Annotated in this window: 8 protein-coding genes (1 of these 8 running past the window's edge); 6 read left to right on the top strand and 2 right to left on the bottom strand. The window is 75.5% G+C overall.

What is annotated here, in order from left to right:
- The first annotated feature begins 12 nt into the window (after positions 1-12).
- From CA12_RS01585 to CA12_RS01575, 3 genes are all read left to right on the top strand, one after another.
- On the top strand, positions 13-2,202 hold the full coding sequence (locus CA12_RS01585) for a type VI secretion system Vgr family protein (protein ID WP_145356932.1): 2,190 nt from the start codon (positions 13-15) through the stop codon (positions 2,200-2,202).
- 82 nt (positions 2,203-2,284) lie between these two features.
- Entirely contained in the window at positions 2,285-3,562 is a 1,278-nt protein-coding gene (locus CA12_RS01580; RefSeq protein ID WP_145356931.1) for an FHA domain-containing protein, read from the top strand.
- Positions 3,563-3,639: 77 nt separating this feature from the next.
- Positions 3,640-3,933 (top strand): PAAR domain-containing protein, encoded by a 294-nt coding sequence (locus CA12_RS01575; RefSeq protein ID WP_145356929.1) that lies wholly within the window; start codon positions 3,640-3,642, stop codon positions 3,931-3,933.
- A gap of 77 nt (positions 3,934-4,010) precedes the next feature.
- Here CA12_RS01575 and CA12_RS01570 read toward each other — a convergent pair whose 3' ends face one another.
- Positions 4,011-6,167 (bottom strand): hypothetical protein, encoded by a 2,157-nt coding sequence (locus CA12_RS01570; RefSeq protein WP_145356927.1) that lies wholly within the window; start codon positions 6,165-6,167, stop codon positions 4,011-4,013.
- Between the two features lie 336 nt (positions 6,168-6,503).
- Here CA12_RS01570 and CA12_RS01565 point away from each other — a divergent pair, with 336 nt between their 5' ends.
- From CA12_RS01565 to CA12_RS01555, 3 genes are all read left to right on the top strand, one after another.
- A complete protein-coding gene (locus CA12_RS01565; RefSeq protein WP_145356925.1) occupies positions 6,504-11,096 on the top strand; it encodes a hypothetical protein in 4,593 nt (1,530 codons plus the stop codon).
- Positions 11,097-11,403: 307 nt separating this feature from the next.
- Positions 11,404-13,062, top strand: coding sequence for a hypothetical protein (locus CA12_RS01560; RefSeq protein ID WP_145356923.1), 1,659 nt, complete (start codon positions 11,404-11,406; stop codon positions 13,060-13,062).
- A gap of 53 nt (positions 13,063-13,115) precedes the next feature.
- The gene (locus tag CA12_RS01555; protein ID WP_145356921.1) at positions 13,116-18,230 is read left to right on the top strand and encodes a vWA domain-containing protein; all 5,115 of its coding nucleotides are present in this window, start codon (positions 13,116-13,118) and stop codon (positions 18,228-18,230) included.
- A gap of 247 nt (positions 18,231-18,477) precedes the next feature.
- On the opposite strand, the gene CA12_RS01550 is transcribed toward CA12_RS01555, so the two are convergent.
- Positions 18,478-18,912: the 3' portion of a type II toxin-antitoxin system VapC family toxin gene (locus tag CA12_RS01550; protein ID WP_165700493.1), read on the bottom strand. The gene runs 27 nt beyond the window's last position; 435 of the gene's 462 nt are visible here — the last part of the coding sequence; its start codon lies off the right edge, out of view; the stop codon is at positions 18,478-18,480.

Raw genomic sequence — 18,912 nt, 5'->3', positions numbered from 1 at the left:
CTGGCCGCCCCCATGTCAGCCTTCGATCCCACCACCGACGGTCGCCTGCTCCGGCTGGACACGCCGCTGGGGAAGGACTGTTTGCTGCCGACCGCGGTGTCCGCGAGCGAGCGCGTCAGCGGGCTGTTCGGCGTGTCCGTCGACGCCCTCGCCGCCGTCGCCAAGGCCGATCAGGTCACCGCCGCGGCGCTGCTGGGGAAGTCGGTGACCGCCAAAATCGCCGGGCGGAAAACCGCGGTCGGCGGGAACTTTGAATACACCGACGAGTTCACCTTCTTCAACGGCATCGTCACCCGGCTCTCCGTCGGCGCCAAAGACAAGGACACGCAGGCCTTCGAACTGGAACTGGCCCCCTGGCTGTGGACCCTCACCCAGGCGTCCGATTGCCGCGTATATCAAAACAAGGACGTCAAGGAAGTCGTCTCCGCGGTCTTCGATGAATTCAAGGGGAAGCGGGGGATCAGCTCCGTCGATTATAAGTTCGAGCTGAAGGGGGCCTATACGAGGATGGACTACTGCGTCCAGTACCGGGAGACGCACTTCAACTTCGTCTCCCGCCTGTTGGAGCAGGAGGGGTTGCACTACTTCTTCGAACACTCCGCGGGCGGTCACACGCTGGTCGTCACGGACGACCCGTCCAAAAACACGGACTGCGAGCACCAGCACGAGTTCGCCCTCGCGACCGAGGCCGGGGAGCAGGAGTACGACGCGGACGTGCTCTACAGCCTGTCCGGCAGCAGCGAGATCCGTCCCGGCCGGGCCGTCCAGCGGGACTATCACTTCCAGATGGCCGATCGCGACCTGCAGGCCAGCGCCGACGGCGCCGCGGGGGGCGGCAACGGGGAACTGGAACTGTTCGACTACCCCGGCGAGTTCGCCCAGCGGTTCAACGAGCCGGATCAGCGTCTCGGCGACGTGGAAAAAGAGGGCGAGTTCCTGACCAAGCTGCGGGCCGGCGAAGAATCCGCCACCCGCGAACGCAGCGGCGGCTCCTCCTCCGCCCGCACCATGCGGCCGGGTCGGACGTTCCAGCCGCTCACCCAGGATGGCAAGAAAATCGGCGGACCGCGGCTGCTGCTGGCCGTCAGCCACTCCGCCGTCCAGGACCCCGGTTATCGGAGCGCCGGCGGCGGCGGGAACCCCTATTCGAACACCTTCAGCGCCGTCACCCACGAGAAGGCCACGCCGTTCCGCCCGGCCCGCGCGACTCCCAAGCCGGTCGTTCAGGGCCTGCAGAACGCCCTCGTCACCGGGCCGCAGGGCGAGGAGATTCACACCGACAAATACGGCCGGATCCGCGTGCAGTTCCCGTGGGACCGCGAGGGCAAAAAGGACGAGAAAAGCGCCTGCTGGGTGCGCGTCGCCCAGTCGATGGCGGGCGAAAAGTGGGGCGGGCACTTCTGGCCGCGGATCGGGCAGGAGGTGCTCGTCGCGTTCATGGAGGGCGACCCGGACGCCCCGATCGTCGTGGGCAGCGTCTATAACTCCAAGAATATGCCGCCCTACGAGATGCCCGGCGCCCAGACCCGCAGCGGGTTCAAGACGCGGTCGACGCCCGAAGGCAAACCGGCGGAGTTCAACGAGCTGCGCTTCGAGGACAAACGCGGCTCCGAGGAGATCTACGTCCACGCCGAAAAGGACCTCAACGCCGTCGTCGAGAACAACGAGACCCGCAAGGTCGGTTACGACGCCAAGGAGTCCGCCGGCTCCGGGCCGCCGGAGGGCCACCAGACCGAGGAGATCTGGCACAACCGCACCGCGACGGTCGGCGGCGGCAAAACGGAGTTGCCCTCCGGCGGCGGGATGGACGAACTGACCGTCTACAACGGTCAGAAAATCGCCATCGGCGACCCGGCGGCCAGCGACGGCGGGCAGACGGTGGACATCGAGAAGGATCGCACCGTCACCCTGAAGCAGGGCAACGACAAACTGACCCTGAAGATGGGCGACCGCACCGTGGAGCTCAAACTCGGCAGCGACACGCTGGATATCAAAGCCGGCAAACGCACGGTGAAGGCGATGCAGTCGATCGAACTCTCCGTCGGCTCCAGCTCCATTAAACTTGATCCCTCCGGCATCACGTTGCAGGGGATCAAAATCGCGATCACCGGACAGGCGAAGGCGGACGTCTCCTCCCCGCTGACCACCGTGACCGGCTCCGGCATCCTCACGCTGGGCGGCGCCCTCACCAAGATCGGTTGACCGCCCCCGGCCCGTTCCGGGGCGATGCGGTTGCCTTGGCAAGCCGCGCCCCGTTGAAGTTCGTCTGGCTATCCTGACCCGCATGCCGACTCTGCAGCCCCGTCCGTTCTTTTCCGCCCCGCCGACCGCCGACGGCGCGGAGGCGTTTCTGCTGATTGTGGTCGACGGTCCGTCGGCGGGGGCGGAGGTCGCCGTGCCCGCCGAGCGCCCTCTGACGGTCGGTCGCATGACCGGGAACGGGTTGGTGGTGCGGGACGACTCGCTGTCGCGGCGCCATTTCCAACTGCTGTACGAAGAGGGCGAACTGCGGATCGAGGACCTCGGCAGCAGTTACGGCACGTTTTTGAACGAGGAACGGCTGTCGCCGGGCGTGCCGCGCTCGATCCGGCCGGAGGACGCCGTGCGGGCCGGACAGAGCCGGTTCGCCCTGCACGCCGCCGCCGCCGCGCCCGCGGCCCGGCCGGCACCGCGGTCCGCCCCCGCGGCGCCCGGCGGGCCGCCGACGTCCGCCCCCTCGCCCGGCCGGCAGCCCGGCAGTGCGTCCGGGGCCGAGTCCGATTCGGACGCGGCCGCCTCGACGCAGCCGTCGCCGGACGGGGCGAACGACGACGTCGACGTGCCGACCGGCCCGGACGGCTACCGGGACGAGTCGGTCTCGGAGATCTCCGCCCGGGCGGGGTTGGAAGCGGGGTTCGCCCGACCCGGCGACGGCCCGGCCGCGGTGCTGGAGCAGTTGGCGGAACTGGACCCGGAGGAGGGGCTGAAGTTCCTCGCCGCCGCCCTCCCGCCGCGAACGGCCGTGCGCTGGGCGGCGGACTGCGTGAAGAGCGTGGCGAACCCCACCGGCGACGCCGGTCCGCGGGACGAAGCCGCGCTCGCCGCCGCCCTCGCCTGGGCGGACGACCCGACCGAAGAGAACCGCCGCGCCTGCGAAGCCGCCGCCGAGGCGTTGAAGCACCAGACGGCCGCCGCGTGGTGCGCGACGGCGGCGTTCTTCTCGCACGGCAGCCTGGGGCCGCCCCACACCGCCGTGGTCCTGGCGCCGCCCAATTTGTCGGCGGTCGCGGTCAACGCGGCGGTGACGCTCGCCGCCGTCGCGGACCCCGCTGCCGCCGCCGACCGCCGCCGGGCCTTTCTCGAACGCCGCGGCGGCGTGCTCGCGGGCGACTCGTCCCCGGCGCCCCGGTCGTCCGGCTCCGCCGCGTCGTCCCCGCCCAAGGCGCCTCCTGCCAAATCGCCCGCGGCGGCCGGCGGGGGTGCCAATCCGCCCAAACCGCCCCGCCGCCCCGGCGCCGCCGCTCAACCCGCCGGGGCGCCGACGCCGCCCCGGCCGCCCGCTCCGCCGAAGCCGCCGTCCTGATCGGGAACCCCGGCGTTCGCCCTCGTTCTCAACCGCTCCGTCCCCGCCGCTCAGTTGTCCCTTCCCGCTGAATCCTCATGACGATGCCCGCCGCTCGCCTGACCGACATGCACACGTGTCCCATGGTCACCGGGATCGTGCCGCATGTGGGCGGACCGGTGACGGCCCCCGGGGTGCCGACGGTGCTGGTGGGAAATATGCCGGCGGCCCGGGCCACAGACATTTGCGTCTGCGTCGGCCCGCCGGACATGATCGCGAAAGGGTCCGCGAAGGTGCTGATCATGAACCTCCCCGCGGCCCGCCTCGGAGACACCACCGCCCACGGGGGGGCGATCGTTTCGGGCTGTCCCACCGTGCTCATCAGCGGCTGACCGGGCTCTGACGGAGCGAACGCGACCTCGGGTCGCTCGCGGGACGCAGGGGTCGCCGGACGATCGGAGGCCGAGCCTCAGTCGCCGCGGTAGCGATCCGGGTCGGCGCAGAACCGCGTCCAGTGCTCGGGGCGTTCGAACAGGAGGAACCGGCCCTCGAATCGCCGCAGCACGGTTCCCTCCACGACCTCGCCGCGCTCGGCGTACGCCACGGGGTCGAACCCGCGGAACGCCGGGGCGAAGGCCTCCGGATCGGCGAGGAAGGCCTCGCGGTTCTCGGCGGAGCGGAAGTGATACGTCCGCCCCAGGTGCACCGCCTGGAACTGCGGATCGGCGGGGACGAGCGACTGGCGGGCCAACTCGACCACGCACATCCCCCGCAGGCCCCGCAACGGCGCCGCCGCCGGGGCGGCGGGCCGCTCCGCAGAGGCCAGAGCGATGACGGGCGCCGGGGCGGCGGCGGGCGCCGGGGAGACGGCAGGCTCACGGTCGTCCACGATCGCCCACATCAGCGTCGGGGCGGCGCCGGAGACGAACGCGGGCTCGAACGTGGGCTCGAACGCGGGCTCAGCGACCGGTGCGAAGGCGGCGGGCAGGGAGGCCCGGTCCCGGACAGCCGGGTCCCGGACGGCGGCGGGCGACGCGTCGGCGAGCAGGACGACCGGGGAGACGGCGTCGGGGACCGGAACCCGGGGGGCCGGGGCCTGGGCGACGAGGGCCTGCGGGAACAGGGGGGCGGTGAGGGCGGCGTCCGGGTCCGCGGCGTCCGGGAACAGCGGCACGGGGGCGGGCGGGGGGGCGCCGTGCGGTCGGAGCGACGGTTCCGGCAGGGGCCGACGGCTCGCGGTCTCGTCCAGCAGTTTCGGCAGCGGAGCCGGCAGCGTCGGCGGCCCGCTGGGCCGGCTGAGCGGCAGCGCCCGGCGGAGCCCGCGATCCGGCCGACCGGGAGAGAGTTCCCCCCCGCCGGCGCCCGTCTCCGGCAGGATCTGAATCTCCAGTTCGTCCAGCTCGAAACTGCCGTCGCCCGCGGGGGGGCCGTCGTTGAGTTCGAGGTTCAGGTCGATCTCCACGTCGACCTCGGGGGCGGCGGGGGCGTCCGCACGCGGCACGATCTCCAGCCGGAGCACGCCGTCGTCGAGGCCGTCCCCCTCGCCGAAGCCGTCGCCCTCGCCCGGGGGCAGCGGGTCGCCTTCGCCCAGCGGAATCGGGGCGGGGGCCGGCAGGGGCTGCTCCGGGCAGGGATAGGCGAAGCCGGGCCGCTTATAGCAGCCGCACAGCAGCATCGCCTGGGCGGCCGCCTCCCGGACGCGGGCGCTCGGCTCGATTGCGCAGGGACTCGTTTCCCCCTGATCGTGGGCGATCGCGGCCAGGCCGTTCAGCGTCGCCTCGTCGCAGCAGCCCAGGCAGAAGTCGCTCCGGATCGCCTCCGGCGGCGGCTCGTGATGCAACTTGGCTTTGAGATCCGCGCAGCACTCCTTCGCCTTATTGATCGGCAGGTGCACGAGTCCCGGGATCGTCTTGCAGAACACGTCCGGGACGGTCTCCGGCTTCAGGGCCGCCAGCTCCGCCTTGTGTTTGAACTGCTTCGTCTCCTTCAAAATCTTATCGACGGCCGCCTCGCGTTCCTTCGTCGCCTTCTTGCAGCTCTGGCACTGGCAGGCGCCGGCGTCGTCGATGCGGAAGCCGCCGGCCCGGTCCGGGTTGTCGAGGCCGCGGGCCAGCATCGCCTGCAGGTTCATCACCGCGGCGTAGCGGACCTCCTCGAAGGGGTCCTCCAGCGCCATTTGCAGGAGCTGCTGTTTCGCCTCCGGAAACTGCACGCAGTCCAGGGTGCCGAGATAATTCGCCGCGGCGATGCGGTTCGGGACGTCCAGTTCCAGTGCCTTGACCTTCGCGGCCAACGCCTTGGGGGAGTCGGGCGGGGCGAAGACGAATTCCGGCTTCAATAGCTCCGGCGTCGTCGCCAGCTTCATCTGGTTGGCGATCGGCCGGCCGGTGAGGAAGTCCAGCAGGCTGGGCGTGAGCTGGGGCGGCTCGTAGGCCGGCGGCGGCGGGATCGGCACCTGGGCCGACGCCGTCGGCAGCGGCCCGCTCGCCAGCAGCCCGCCGGCGAGCAGTCCGCTCGCCAGCAGCCGGACCGCCGACCGCGGCCCCGTCGTTTCTGCACGGACCGCCGCCGCCGACGCGGGGCGCCGGGCGGGCGAATTCCTGGCGGGGGCGGTGACGGCCGGCATTGTGGATTGTTTTCGATTGGGGCCGGGCCGCGGAGACGCGGTCACGCCCCAATCGCCTATCGACTCGTCAAGGTCGGTTCCTCCCGTAAAACCGGATCGACCGCTGCCAGCGTTCGTTCGGGAGTGAAGGGTCCTCGATCCGCCGGGGGCGAGGCTTCGGCCCCGAGGGGCCCGTGCGGCCTTACAATCCTCGTCCCAGGTCCCGGTCAACCGGCGCCGCCGTTCCCGTCGCGTCGGATCCCTCTCCGGCGCCCGCCGGCCGGCGGAATCCCGCGTTCGCCGGCTCCCCGGGCCGTCGATGTCTGCATCGATTCCCTTCGCCCCGGCCCCGCATCAATGTCCACCCCCGCTCCGAGTTGGAAAGCGACCGACGGTCGGAGCGTCCCGGAGACCGCCGGCCGGCCGCTGCTGGAGAACGAACGGACCCGCCAGCGGCGGGCCTTTCTGGCGGTCGCCGCCGCCGCCGGCTTCCTGCTGATCGGGTTGGCGGGATTGCTCTGGTGGCTGTGGGCGCAGGAGTCCGGCCCGACGCTGCACGCCCTGACCTGGGCGGACTACGGGACCGAGGAGACCGACGCCCCGTCGCTGCCGCCCGCGGCGGATCAGACCTTCCTGCCGCTCCCGTCCGGGACCGCCGCGGCCCCCGCCGCCGCGCCGGCGCCCGCCGCTCCGGTCGCAGGGCCGGCCGCGGGGTCGGCGGCGGCGGGTTCGCCCGACGCGCCCGAAGGGACCGACTCGCCCGTCGTCGTGCAGCCGACGGACGTGTTGCGGCTGGCCGCCGCGGGATTCTCGGCCTCCGCCTCCGGGGCTCTGTGGAATGAAGCGGCGTTGGTCGGATTGGCCGGCGGCCCGGCGGCCCGGACCCGGGAGCAGTTGGACGAACTGGCCGCCGGCGAGGGCACGGCGGTGATTTACGTCGCGCTGCTGCCCGAACGCACCGCCGACGGGGAGCCCGGCTTCCGTTTGCCGGGCGGGGAGTCGGTGGGGGCGACGGATCTCTTGTTGCGCCTGGCCCAGGCCGCCGCCGGGCGGCGCGCCGTCGTGCTGCTGGAAGCCGGCCCCCCGCCGAGCCCCGCGGCGCCCGGTCGCGGCGGATCGGGTTACGCAGCGGACCTCGGCCGGGCCGTCGCGGACCTGCGGGCCGCGGGTCGGTTGCCCGATTCGTTCGCCGTCCTGCTGGCCGCGTCCGGCCCCGGGGAAGGGTCGGGGGCGGAGGAGGGGGGCGGCTCCCTGTTCGCCGAAGCGGTCGCCCGGTTCCTGCCAACCTCCCTCACCGTCGGCGAACTGACCGCCGCCGTCGCGGAGCGGGTCTCGGCCCGTTCGCGGGCGCAGCGGGGCGTCCCGCAGACGGTCCAACTGGTGGGCGAGCCGAACTTGAAGCTCCGCAACGCCCGGGGGACCCCTACGGCCGCGGACCTCGGCACGGCGATGAATCAGGACCGTTCGCTCGCCGCGGAGACGACGCTCCGGGCGCTGTGGACCCGGCATGAACGTCTTCGCGCGACCGCTCCGCACCGCCGCGATCCCGAATCCTGGAAATCCGGCCGCGAGTGGCTGCTGGCGGCCGAACGCCGTCGGCGGGCCGGGCAGGTCGAATCCGCGGAGCGGGCGGCGACCCGGGCCGCGGCGGCCTTCGACCGCCTCGAAGCTCCTTCTCCCTCCACGCCAGCCGCCGCCCCGGCGCCGGCCCCCGCTCCGGCCGGCGCCGCCGGCGAGACGGCGCCGTCGTTGGCGAGTGCCCGTCGGGCCCGGCTGACGCCGGCCGCGGGGACGACGCCGACGCCGGCCCGGGGCGCCGCGGTGGAACGCGTCGTCGATCTCACGGTGCGCTGGGAGCAGGCCGCCGCCCGCCCGGACGCGGCCGCCGCCGTCGCGCCGCTCCTGAACTGGGCCGGCGAGGAGCTGGCGACCGCGGAGGCCTGGCTGCGGGTCGACGAACCGGCGGCGTTCGCGGCGCTGCCCGGCGCCGCCCCGCATCTGGACGGGGCCGAACGGGCCTTAGACACGCTGGAAACCGGCGCCGCGGCCGACGCCGCCGAACGGGCCGAGGCGCTGCGGGCGGAGATCGCCGCCGACGGGCCGTTCCTCACGCGGTGGCGGACGCAGGTGCGGACCGCGGAGCGCGCCGTCGACGGCCAGTCGCCCGTGCCCGCCGATCCCGCCGGCCCCGACGCCGATCTGGCCGACGCCCTCGCCGGCGCGACGGCCATCGATGCGGCTCTGATCGAACTTGCCGAGGCCGCCGCGGACGCCGTCCGCAGCGCCGGGAGCCGGAACGACGGGGCGGCGGCCTGGGCGCGGCACGAGGCGGCGCTGAACCGCCTGCGGACGGCCACGGGGGAAACGCAGGCTTCCTGGGGACGGGCGCTGGCCGGATTCCAACGGGCGACCGTCGCGACGCTGGCCCGGATCGGTCCTCCGGAGGCGGCGGACGCGCTGCTGTCGGTCCCGACGCCGCTCTCCGCCGCCGGGCCGCTGCCCCGTCTCGATCTGCGTGAGATCGCCGGCACCCCGCGGGGGCCGGGCGAAGTGCCCCCGCCGTCCGCCCCGCCGCGGTGGCAGCCGGGGAGCTGGCTGGCGTTCTGGTCGGGCCGCGTCGCCCCCGCCGTCCTGCCGACGGGGCCGCCGGCGGTCTACGCCGCGTTCCCCCTCGCCCCGCCCGCGGACGTGCCGACGACGCCCGCGGTGGACGCGTTCGCCACGCTGGCGACGGCGGGGACCTCCGCCCCGGCGGCGGCGGTCGTCGCGGCGGCGGGGATCGCCGGTCGCGGGACGGGGGACGCGGGTACGGAACTCGTCACCCCCGCCGGGCCGTTGCCCGCGGGCGACCCGGCGCCGCTGGGGCCGATCGCGGTGGCGGAACTGTCCGCCGCCGGGCAGCCGTTGGCGGTGCGGGCGGGGCGGGTGGCGCCGGCGTTCGACGCCTCCGGCTGGAGCGTGCAGTTCCTGCCGGCGGGACGTCCCGACGGCCCGGCCACGCTGCGGCTGCCGGCCCCGCGGACCGCCGCGGACCCGGTCCGCGTGCGGCCCGTCCTGCAACACCCCGCCGACGCCGCGGATCGGGTCGCCTCCGCCACCGTCGCCGTGCGCCGCTGGATGATCGACGACGCCCGCGCCAGCGGCCGCTGGGTCGACTGGCTCCCCCCGCAGGAGTTCGCCCTCTCTCGTCCCGCCTCCGGCGACGGCGCCCCCGTCGCCGAGGACGCCCCGGTCGCCGCCGCGCGCCGCGGGGACCTGTTGCTGACCCCGCTGCCGACCGCCGACGCCGCCGCCCCGGCGGAGATCGCCGGCGGGCTGCTGTTCGAGTTCCGCATCGTCCCGCCGGCGGGGGGGGAACGCATCGTCTCGCTGCTCACGGTGCCGCGGTTGGAGGACCCCACGGACCGGCTCGACGCGACGCAGGAATGGACCGATCTGGGCGGCGCCGTGCGGCGGCTGACGGTCGCCGTGAATCCGGCGGCCGGGGCCTCCGCGGAGGGAATCGAAGACGCGGGCGGGCCGACGCCGATCGCGTTGACGCTCGATCCGCGGCTGGCGGCCTGCCGGGGCGGGTCGCAGTGGAACCTGACCGGCACGTTCGCGCCCGGCGGCGACGGCCCCGCCGCCGGCGGGGCCGCGGTGCGGTTGCAGGCGGACTTCGACGTCGCCGAACTGCGGGCCGCCTCGCTGCAAGCCCTCGGGCGCGGGCCGCGGGGCGACGGTCTGACGGGGCCGCCGCTGTGGGTCGAACTGACGGTCGCCGGCGGTTTGACGGCCGCCCGCTGGGAACTGTCCGGCGACGGCGCCGGGTTGGTCCGCGTGCCGACGACCTCCGGCTATCGCCCCCGCCCGGTCCTCGCCCCGCTGCCGACGGCAGAGGACGCCGCGTCGCCGATCGTGACCGGCGGGGCCGCCGAGCCGACCGTGATCGCGGCTTCCAACTCGCCCGAATCCGCGGCGCCGGCGGGCCTGTGGGCGGGGGACGACGTGCTGATCCGCCGCACGCCCGGCCCGGCGACGCTGGCCTTCCGCTTTCCCCCGCCGCCCGGGATCGCCAAGCGGGCCCGGTGGCGCCGCGACGCCGATGGCGCCTGGACGCCGGAGGCCCCCGTGGCGCTGCGGCTCGGGCTGGACCGTCCCGGGGCGGCGTTCACGCCGCCGGTCCGGCGGATCGTCGCGGCGCCGGTCTGGCGGCGGGCGGAAGCCACGGTCGCCGGCGGGGTCTGGTCGGTGGCGACCGGGTTCGAACCGTGGGAAGTCGTGCTGCCGCTGCCGGCGTCCGGCCGGTTCACGCTGCGGTACGAGGCCGGCGAGGCCGCGGGCGAGATGGCCCTGGCCGTGGACGCGGGCCCGCCGACGACGCGGTTGTCGGTTCCCGACGCCGTCGCCGCCGGCGAGTCGTTCCAAGTGCGGCTGGAGGCCGCCGACGCCGCCGCCGGGCTCCGCGACGTCCGCCTGACCGCGACCCCCGAGGGCGCCGCCGCCGCGACGGTGAACGCCGCGGACGGCGCCGGCGGAGCGCCCGAGGCCTCCGGCACGGCGACGCTGACGATGGGCGCGGCGCCGCTGACCGTCCGCCTGACCGCGACCGACGCCGTCGGCCGCACCGCCGAGACGCAGGCCGTCGTCGCCCTGCTCCCGCCCCCGCCGGGCTCCGAGCCGAAGGGGTCGATGGTCGTCACGTTCCCCGCGGTCGGCAGCGGCACTCGGGAGACGATCGTGACCCTGACCGGTCCGGACGACGCGGAGAAACGCGTCAACGCCCGCACCGGCGAGGCGCTGTTCGAGGAACTGCCCCCCGGCGAGTACGAGGTGAAGATCCGCGAGGTGCTCCGCTTCAACGACCGCCTGCAGCGGAGCGGGGCCGCTAAAGCGACCGTCAAGGAGGAGGAGAAGGCGGCCGCCGACGTGAAGTACGAGGAACCCGCCGCTGACGGGCAAGCCGGGTGACGGCCGACCGCCCCCGACGGACAAACCGTGGCCGGACCGCCAGGCGACCTAACCCGACGAGGAATCAGCGCGAATTAGGAGCCGGCGTGATAACTTCGGCGAGGAGGGCGAATTCGTTAGACTTCGCTGCGAAGGTCTTCCTGCCCGGCCCGGGGCGCCCCGCCTCCGGTCCGGTCCGGCGCGGGCGTCAGCTTCCCAAGGTTCGGCTCTTACCTGAGACGGTGTATTGAATTGGCTTCATCGTGGGCTCGCCCTAGCGGCGGAGCTCGGATCGACCCTGAGAACGTGGGCGTCGGCGTTGGCCGGCGTGTCCCGCCCGGCGGCGCTCTCCCCGGGCGTGTACGTGGCGGTGCAGGTGGCGGTCGTGCTGCTCGTGGCGCTGTTGTTGGGATGGTTCAGCCCCGCGATGGTGCGGCCGGAATCGCTGCCGCGGGTCGGGCCGCTGTTGGAACCGGACGGCTTTCTCGCCCGCACCTTCTGCGCGTGGGCCTTTCTGCTGGCCTACGGGGCGGTGCGGCTGGCGATCTGGGCGGTGCGGCTGTTCCTCGCCGGCGACGACGCGGAGTTCGCCGACATCCGCGCCGACTGGGAGGAGGCCCTGGGGGAACTGGATCGCGTCGGCCTGAGCCTGCGGGAGGCCCCGCTGTTCCTGGTGATCGGTCTGGGGCGGGCGGAGGAGACCCGGTTCTTCGCCGCCGCGGCCCGGGAGTGGCAGGTCGTCTCGCCGCCCCCCACGAAGACCTCCGCCGCCCTGCGGGTCTATGCGGACCCGGACGGGGTGTACGTCTCCTGTAGCAACGTCGGCGCCGCGGCCGCCCAGCGGGATCTGAAGCCCGCCCCGGCCTCCTCCGCCTTCGGGGGCTCCGCCGGCGGCGGGGCGGACTCCGCCGCCGCCGCGACCATCGCCCCCGGCGACGGCGTTCCGGTCGTCCCGCCCCCCCGGGGCGGGGGCGGGTTGGGCGCCGGCGGGGCCGACGACCACGAGGATCTCGGCCAAACCGTGGCGCCGGGCGGCCAGGACGACGACGAGTACGGAGCCACGATCGCCCCCGGCGCGGAGTCGGCCGGGTTCCCGTCGGCGGCTCCGTCGCCGCGGGCGCCGGCGCTGCGCGTCCCGCCGCCGCCGCCCCCCCTCCCGCCGCCCGCGGTCCGGTTGTTGGACGAACCCGGCCGCGTCGCGGCGCTGCGGCGGACTGAATACCTGTGCGAGCGCATCGCCCGGGAGCGGGGCGAACTCTGCCCGGCGAACGGGGCGCTGCTCGCGATCCCGCTGGCCTGGTCGAACCCGACGGGCCTCGGGTCGGCCGCTGCGGAGGGCGCCTCGAGCCTGCCCCGGGCGCTGGCGGACGACCTGTCCGCGGCGGCGGCGGTCTGGGGACTGACGTTCCCCGCCTGCGTGACCTTCACCGGGCTGGACCGGCTCCGCGGCGCCTCCGAACTCGTCGCCCGGGGCGAGCGGATGGCGCCCGGGTTCGCCCTCGGCCGGGCCGGCACGCGGTTTCCCTCCGGCCGGGCCGTCGACGAGCGCACCGTCCAATGGGCCGCCGGCAAACTGTGCGGGTGGTTCGACGGTTGGATTGATCGGGCCCTCGCCGAGGGGCTGCCCTCCGGTCCGCTTGATCCGACCGCCGACCGCAACGGGCAGCTCGTGCAGTTGGCCACGGAGGTGCGACGCCGGGGCCGCAACTTCTCCGGTCAGTTACAGACCGCCGCGGGCGCCGGGCTGCACGGCGGCATGCCGCGGTTGGCCGGCGTCTACTGCTGCGGCACCGGCGGGACCGAGGAGGGCACGGCCTTCGTGGCCGGCCTGCTCCGCCGCCTGGAGGACGTGCAGGACTGGGTCGCCTGGCGGCCCGGCCGCCTCGCGGCGGACCGTCGTCGCACCGTCGCCGCGTATCTGCTGCTGGCGTTGGCCGTTGTGTTGCTGGTCGTGGCGGGGCTCTCCGGGTTGAGCCTGATCCGCTAGGCCGTCCGTCCCAGCGACTCGTTCGCTTTCCTCCCCTTCGACTCCGCACCGCCATGGCGTCTGGCAATTGGAAGACCGGCGGCTCGTCCCCCCCGCCACCGCCCGCCCCGCCGACGCCCGGCGCCCCGGCCCCGCCGCCCGGCGGTCCGCCGGACGGGCAGGCGTCGTTCGGGGCCGCGGCGCCCTCGGCGGCGCCGGCCCGTCCGGCGGAGTTCCGACCGCAGGGACGCGGCTGGAAGCGGGCGGCGACGACGGACGGGGCGACCTCCGGCCCCTGGCTGCTGCGGGCCGTCGTGACGATCGCGGCGTTGGCCTGTCTGGTCGGGCTGGCGGCGCTGCTGTGGTGGCTCTGGCCGGTCACGACCGCGATTCGCACCGTCCGCATCCTCCCGCCGGGCGACGCCCTGCCGACGGCGATGCCCGCCGCCGAATCCCCGCTCGGGGAACTGACCGGGTCCGACGGGGCGCGGATCACCGCCTTCGCCGCCCTGACGGGCGAAGCGGACGTCGCCGCCGACCTGCTGCGGGCGCCCTCCGCCCCGACGGCGCTCCCGGCCGCCGGCCGCTCCGACGCCGTCGTCTGGATGATCCGCTGGTCGCTGGCGGACGGCCCCGACCCCGCCGCCGTGGTGAGGTCTTACGTCGCCGCCGCCGCGGAGGAGCCGGCGTCGGTGCGGATTCTGCTGCTCGATCCGGCCTCGCCCGCGGTCGACCTGCGGGCCGGCGTGACGCACGAGGGCCTGCCGCCGGGGCTGATCGACGCCGCCCGCGAGGCCTTGGAGCAGGCCGGGCCCGCGGGGAAGAACGTCGTCGTGCTGTTCGCCGCCGACGTCGGCCAGCGCAGCCGCGGCGGGGCCGGCCCCGGCGGGACGCGGACCGCGTTCGCCCAGGCCGCGGCCCGGGCGTTGGCCGGCGAGGCGGACGCCGTCGCTGAGGGCGGGGACGGGAATCGCCGCGTGACCGTGGGCGAGTTCGTGAACTTCGTCGTCCGCCGCACCGCCGATTGGACGCGGTTCCACCGGGGCGAAACGCAGCGGCCGCGGTTGGCGGTCGGCGGGGGAGTCGCTGAATCTTCCGCGGACTCCGCCGCCCCCGCCGAGGCGCTGCCGCAGGAACTCCGCGGCCGGGCGATCGCGGGCGTGGGAGCGACGCCGGTTCCGGATACCGACCCCGTCGTGACCGATCTGACGGAGGAACTCGTCGCCGCCCGCCGCCGCCGCGATACGTTGCGCGAGGCGGATCGCGGCCCCTGGCGGGACGCGCCCCGGCACTGGGCGGCACTGCACGATCGGCTGTTGCGGGCGGAGGCGTTCCGGGCCGCGGGCGATCCCGAGACGGCCCGGCGGTTCCTCGAGGAAGGCAACGCCCTGTTGGCGGCGTTGGAAGACGACGCCTCGGCCCGCGCCCGCCGCGGTTTTCCGAAGCTCCCCGCGGACGCCGCGGCGCTGCTGGACGCACGGCTGCGGTTGGCCGCCCCGGCGTCGCCGGGCGGGACGAGCGGGGCGTCGCGTTCCGCCGCGGCGGAGACGTTGGCCGGGTGGTCGGCGGCGTTGCCGGCCGGCGGCGCCGCGGCGGGGCTGTTCGAACGGGCGGTGACCGTTCGAACCGCCGCCGACGAGGCCGCCGGACCCCTGACGACCGCCGTCGCCCCGGGCGCCCTCGCCGCGGCGGACGCCCTCCGCCGCGAGGGGGAGGACGGCCTGTTCGCCGGCGCCCCCGCCGCCGGCGACCGGCTGACGGCGGCCGCCGACCGCTACGCGGCGCTCGCCCAGTTCGCGGCGGACTACGAAACGGTCGAGGCCGCGCTCGATCGGTTCGCCGCCGATCTGCCCCCGCTGGCCGCCTGGGCGGTGCGACGCGGGCCGGCCTCCGCGGCGGACGGCGCGCGGTTGGTGCGGGCCCACCTCGGCCCCGGCCGGCCCACGGCCGCCGAGGCGCTCGCCGACGAAGACCCGACCGCCCGGCTCGTCGGGTTGTTTCGCCTCCGGGCGGAGCTGCGGGACACGTTGCGTACGGCGCCGTTCGACCCCGCCGCGGCGGGATTGCCGCCGGATCTGACCGGCGTCGCGACGGCCGCCCGGCAGGCGGTCGAACGGTTGGACGCCTTCGAAGCCGCCCTGACCGCCGCCGCCGCGGACGCCGCCGGGCGGGCGCCGACGAGCGAGGAGGACTGGCGGACGACTCGGCACGAACTCGCCGCGGCCGCGGCCAACACCCTGTTGCCGGCGGAGACGACGGCGCTGGTTCTGCGCCGCCTCAACGCCGCCGATCGCGCCCTCCGCACCCGCTGGGCGGTCCGCTTGGCGAACGCCGCCCCCCCCGGCGCCGACGATGCGGACGCCGACGCTCCGTACGCCGACGATGCGAACGCCGGGGCGGGGGAGCCGCCCGGGCTCGAACCGCTCGATCCTCGCTGGCGGGCCGTGTTCCTCGCGGAGGCCGCCACGCTGGAATCTCCCGACGCCGCACGCGGTCAGGGCGAGCCCGACGCGGCATCCCCCGTCTGGCTGGCGCTCCGCGGCGGCGACGGGACGGACGGCGGGAACTGGGATGCGGGCGCCTTCGGGGGCGCGGTCCGGCAGCGGTGGGCGCGGCTCGCGGACGCCGCCGCTCGCCCAATCTCCGCGGCGGCGAACGCCGCCGGGCCGCCGCCGAACGATGAGTTCGGCCGGGCGGTGCACGGTTCGGACGCCTACGCCCTGCTGATGCAGGCTCGCGACACCGCGATGGCCGACCGCGAGCCGATCCGCGACGCACGGCGGCGGGCTTTGGCGGGGCTGTGCCGGTTCGAAGCCGCCCGGCTGACCGCCGACGCCTACGCCGATGCGGCCGACGCCGCCGCGGCCTCGCCCGCCTGGTTCGGCGCGCAGACCTTCGCCCTGCTCGACGCCGCCGACGCCCTGGCCCCCGCGGACGCCGCAGCGGCGCCCACCGACGCGGCGTGGGCGGCGCCGGACCGGGAGTTCGTCGCGGCGCGGGCCGCCCTGCAACTGACGGTCGCCGGGGCGAGCGATCCCGCGGGGGCGGCGGTGGCGCTGGAACCCCGCTGGACCGGCGACCCGGACGGCGCCGCCCGGCCGCGGGGGACGGCGGCGGCCTGGCTGGAGGAGCCGGCGGCGGACCGGCCGGTGCGGCCGGCGACGGCGGATCGGACGGGGCTCCCCGCCAACGACCCCCCGGCGGTGACGATCGCGCTGGCCCGCGACGCCGACGCGGACCGCTCCGCGGACTGCCGGCCGGTGGGGCTGACGGCCCGGGCGTTCTTCCGCGGCCGGGCGCCGGCGACGGTCGTGCCCGTCGACCCGTGCCCGCCGACGGCGATCGTGCGGGCGCTGGCGGCGGTCGATCCGCCGGTCGGCTCGGTCACGGTCGCCGCGGACGGCGGACGCGACCTGCTGTTCGTCCTGGACTGCTCCGGCAGCATGGAGGAACTCGTCGGCGGCGGCCGGACCCGGATGGCGCTCGCCCGGCTGGCCCTCCGCGGGCCGGAGGAGCGGGAGGACCCGGCGGCGGCCGGCGGCGTGATCGGCGGGCTGGCCGAGGACGATCGCCCCCGCCGGGTCGGCCTGATGCGGTTCGCCAACGAAACCCGCGGCTCGGAGCGGATCGAACTGCCCGTGCCCCCCGCGCCGCTGAAGCGGCCGGACGACGCCCAGGCCCGGGCGCTGGTCGCCGCGATCGACGGCTCCGCCCCCGGCGGTCGCACGCCGCTGCTGGCGGCGATCGGGCAGGCGATCGACGCGGTCGGCCGCGGCGGCACCGTCGTGGCCGTGACCGACGGCGTGGACAGCTCCATCGCCAGCCGGGACGGGCTCTCCGTCGCGCCGGAATACGCGGACGGCTCGCCGGCCCAGCGGCGGTATCGCACGAAAGTCCGACAGGTCGCCGCCCAGGCCGCCCGGGCCGGGGTGGGGGTGGTCGTGGTGGGCTTCCGCGTGAACAGCCAGGTCCGCGACGCGCTGGCGGAGTTCGAGAGCGTCGGCTTCACCTTCGCCCGGGCGGACGACGCCCCGGGGCTGGCCCGGGCGCTGGAGCGGGCCTCCCGCTCCGCCCGCTGGGCGTTGGAACCGCTCGACGGCGAGTCCCTCGCCGACGACCGGCAGGTGTTGGCGATGGACGCGACCGCGGACGGCCTCCCCCCCGGGCGGTACGAAGTCGCCGTGCCCGCCGACGCCGACCCGGACGCGGGCGTGCGGCCGGAAACCCGCGCCTTCGCCCTGTCCGCCGGGCAGGCGGTCGACCTGCGGGTCGGGGCGGGGGGGCGGCTGACCGTCGCCCCGAACACGCGGCCGGTGCACGCCGCCGCCCCGCCGCCGGTCCGCGGAGCCGACGGCGCCGTGCCGATCACATTGCGGGTCGAACGCTTCCCCCGGCCGACCGGAACCGGCCCGGCGACGCTGACGGTCGCCCTCTCCGCCCCGACCGACGCCGTTCCCGATTGGCCCGAACGGGTGGTCTTCGAGGTGGAACGGCCGGAGCCGGGCAGCGGGGCGTTTCGCCCGGTTCAGGTCGTGCGGGCGGAGCCGGTCGTCGGCGTCGCCGATCCGACCTGGCTGCTCACGGTTCCGAACTGGCCCGCGGACGCCCCGGCCGACTGCCGGGTGACCGCCTTCTGGCCGCTGGACCCGGTCGCTTCCGAAGGGAACGCGCCGGCGGGCGTACTGGGAGCCGACGATCGGGCGGCGGAGGGCGTCGGCGACCCGCCGCCGGTCGAAGCCGGGGGCGTGCGGTGGCGGCTGACGGGGTGGACCGTCGTGCCCGGCGACCGTCTGGAGGCGGAATTGACGTCCGACGGTCCGCCGCCGGCGTTGGAGCCGCAGGCGGAAGAGGGCGCCGCGTCGGGCGCGCGAGTCGGCGCCGGCTGGCGGCCGACGCCCGCCCAGCAGGCGCTGCGGGCCCGACCGGGGGTGACGTTCGGCGACGCGTTCGAGTCGACGCCGGCGGACGTGACGAAGGCGGTGCGGCCGGACGGCACGGTGCAGTTCGTCTTCGCCCCCCGCGGCGCCGCGGCCCGCAGCACGCTGGAGACGGACGAACTGCGGATCGCCCTCGACGTCTGGCCGCCCGCGGCGGCTTCGCCGACGGGTGCCGTCGACGCCGCGACGGTCGACGCCGCCGGCGTCAGGCGTTCGACCGTCGTCGTGCCGAACTACAGCGACGAGTTCTGACGCCGGCCCCGGCGGCGGCGGCGGCGAGGGCGTCTGCCCGGCGAACACGGACGCCCCGGGCCGGGCGACGCCAAGCTCCTCGCTCAGTTCATGCGGAAACTCACCAGTTCGCTTGAAGGCGACTTCGGCCGCCCCGGGCCCGTAGAATCCGACGTCCCGGTCACCGCTGCCGTCGCCGCCCGCCACACCGGGCGGGGCGTCATGTGCCGCTCCGCCGGGTCGATGCTCTCGCGGCTGTCGTCGACGTTCAGTGTCTCCGTGCGAACGCCGGTGCATCGTCGGGATGGAGGACCGCCAGCTTGTCGTACCGCTCGAAGTCGGACCCGTTAAAGGTGAGTACGTGCGCCACCCCGTGCCGAACGGCCGCGGCTGCCATCCGGGCGTCGTGGGACGCCTTACCTCGCACTGCGTGCGCCTCGACCAGTTCCGCCCAGGCGTCGAACACGCCCCGCTCGTCGCGTAGAAACCGAAACCGCCGAATCATCCGGTCCACCGCCTCCGAGGCGGCGGCCGGGGTCATTCCAAGGTCGTTGTTCTCGGACGGGCGGGTGACGACCGCGTAATATTCGTAGCACGTCTGCGGCACGAGACACACGACGGCGCTGGACTTCGCCAGGGCGGACAGGGCCTCCTTCGCCGAGCCGTGATGCTCGTGCGTCGGATTCGCCAGTCGCACGAGAAC

This window comes from Alienimonas californiensis (assembly GCF_007743815.1).
Lineage (GTDB): Bacteria > Planctomycetota > Planctomycetia > Planctomycetales > Planctomycetaceae > Alienimonas > Alienimonas californiensis.
The sequence above is the reverse complement of the archived record's forward strand: the minus strand, read 5'-3'. Positions and strand labels throughout refer to the sequence as shown.